Source organism: Burkholderia sp. B10, assembly GCF_004368385.1.
GTDB classification, from domain to species: domain Bacteria; phylum Pseudomonadota; class Gammaproteobacteria; order Burkholderiales; family Burkholderiaceae; genus Burkholderia; species Burkholderia vietnamiensis.
Genome location: NZ_PQMX01000164.1, coordinates 1 through 1,528, shown reverse-complemented (window position 1 = coordinate 1,528; position 1,528 = coordinate 1). Strand labels below are relative to the sequence as shown.

Genomic DNA, 1,528 nt, shown 5'->3' with positions numbered 1-1,528 from the left:
GTAACCGGCATGATATAGCCGGTGCCTCGCGTTCCCGCGCCGAGCGGTTTGAGCGTATGGTGTGACCATCCGGGACATGGGGCACTGGGGAGCACTTCGGGTGGGCAGGCCGTTCCTATACGATGAGCCGCGAGCTCGTGTTAGTAGTTGGCCGCCCCTGCGACCCGCCCGGTTGCGCTGCGAGCGCGAATCCGTAGTTGTCGTGCTGTCCCACCGGCTCCCAACAGTGATCTGAAACGGGAGACGGTTATGCGAATCGTAGGGTTAGATGTGTCGCGCTCCGTGGCCGAGATCGCGTACCTGGAGGATGGCACGCTGCATGCAGGCGGCCGCACCGGGTTGCGACGCGATGAACTGGAGCGCTTTGCGGCAAAGCTGCGTGCCACCGATCATGTGGTACTCGAAGCGACCGGCAATACCACTGCCATCGTCAACGTCTTGCGCGCGCATGTCGCGCGTGTGGCGATTGCCAATCCGCTGCAAGTTAGGCTGATCGCGGAGGCTCGCGTCAAGACGGACAAGATCGATGCAGCCGTGCTGGCACAGCTGTATGCGAGCGGTTTTCTGCCGGAAGTATGGATGCCGGACGAGCACACGCTGGCGTTGCGTCGACAGATCGCGCGCCGCTCACAGCTGGTGCGGCAACGTACACGGCTGAAGAACGAGATTCACGCAGTCCTGATTGCACACCTGATCGAGCGGTGTCCCGCCACCGATCTTTTTGGCAAGAAGGGGCGTGCGTGGCTCGGTGTTCAACCGCTGCCACTGGATGAACGACTGGGTGTTGAGCAGCGACTGCGCGAACTGGACCGCCTCGGCGACGATCTGCGCGAGGTGGAGCAAGCGCTCGCGCAAGCGACCATCGACGATGCGCGATTGCGCGTGATGCTAACGATCACTGGCGTGAACACCACAGTGGCGATCGGACTGCTATCGGCCATCGGCGACATCGCGCGGTTTCCGAATCCGGAGAAGTTGGTGAGCTACTTCGGTCTCAATCCATCAGTCTATCAATCCGGTCCGGCACCGGCCAGGCATGGTCACATCACCAAGCGCGGGCGCTCTTATGCTCGGGCGATGCTGGTCGAAGCCGCTTGGGGTGCAACGCAAGCGCCCGGGCCGCTGCGCGCCTTCTTCCTGCGCGTGCGCGATCGCCGCGGCCAGCAAATTGCCGCCGTCGCGACTGCTCGCAAACTCGCAGTAATCGTATGGTATGTGCTGACACGCGGTGAACCGTTCGCGTGGGATCGCCCGGCGTTGACTGCGCACAAACTGCGTGCGCTGGAACTGCAGGCTGGAATGCCGGCGCAGCATGGCCCGCGCAAAGGTTCGGCTGCGGCCTACAGTCTGAAGAGTGTGCGTCAGCAAGAGCGAGCCGTGGCCGAGCAGTCTGAGCGAACCTATCAGAGACTGTTTAACCGGTGGAAACAGTCGCGCCCCAAATCAGACAGCGCGCCGATACGGTGGCCGCAGGCGCGAACATAGCGAACGAGCGAAGCGCGGTGCGGGACTTGTGCATTTCATCCGT

1 protein-coding gene is annotated in these 1,528 nt (G+C 62.8%); it reads left to right on the top strand.

The features are described 5' to 3' along the window. Positions 1-249: 249 nt before the first annotated feature. Positions 250-1,485, top strand: a complete 1,236-nt coding sequence (locus C3Y15_RS31365; protein WP_059606722.1) for an IS110 family transposase — start codon at positions 250-252, stop codon at positions 1,483-1,485. Positions 1,486-1,528 lie beyond the last annotated feature (43 nt).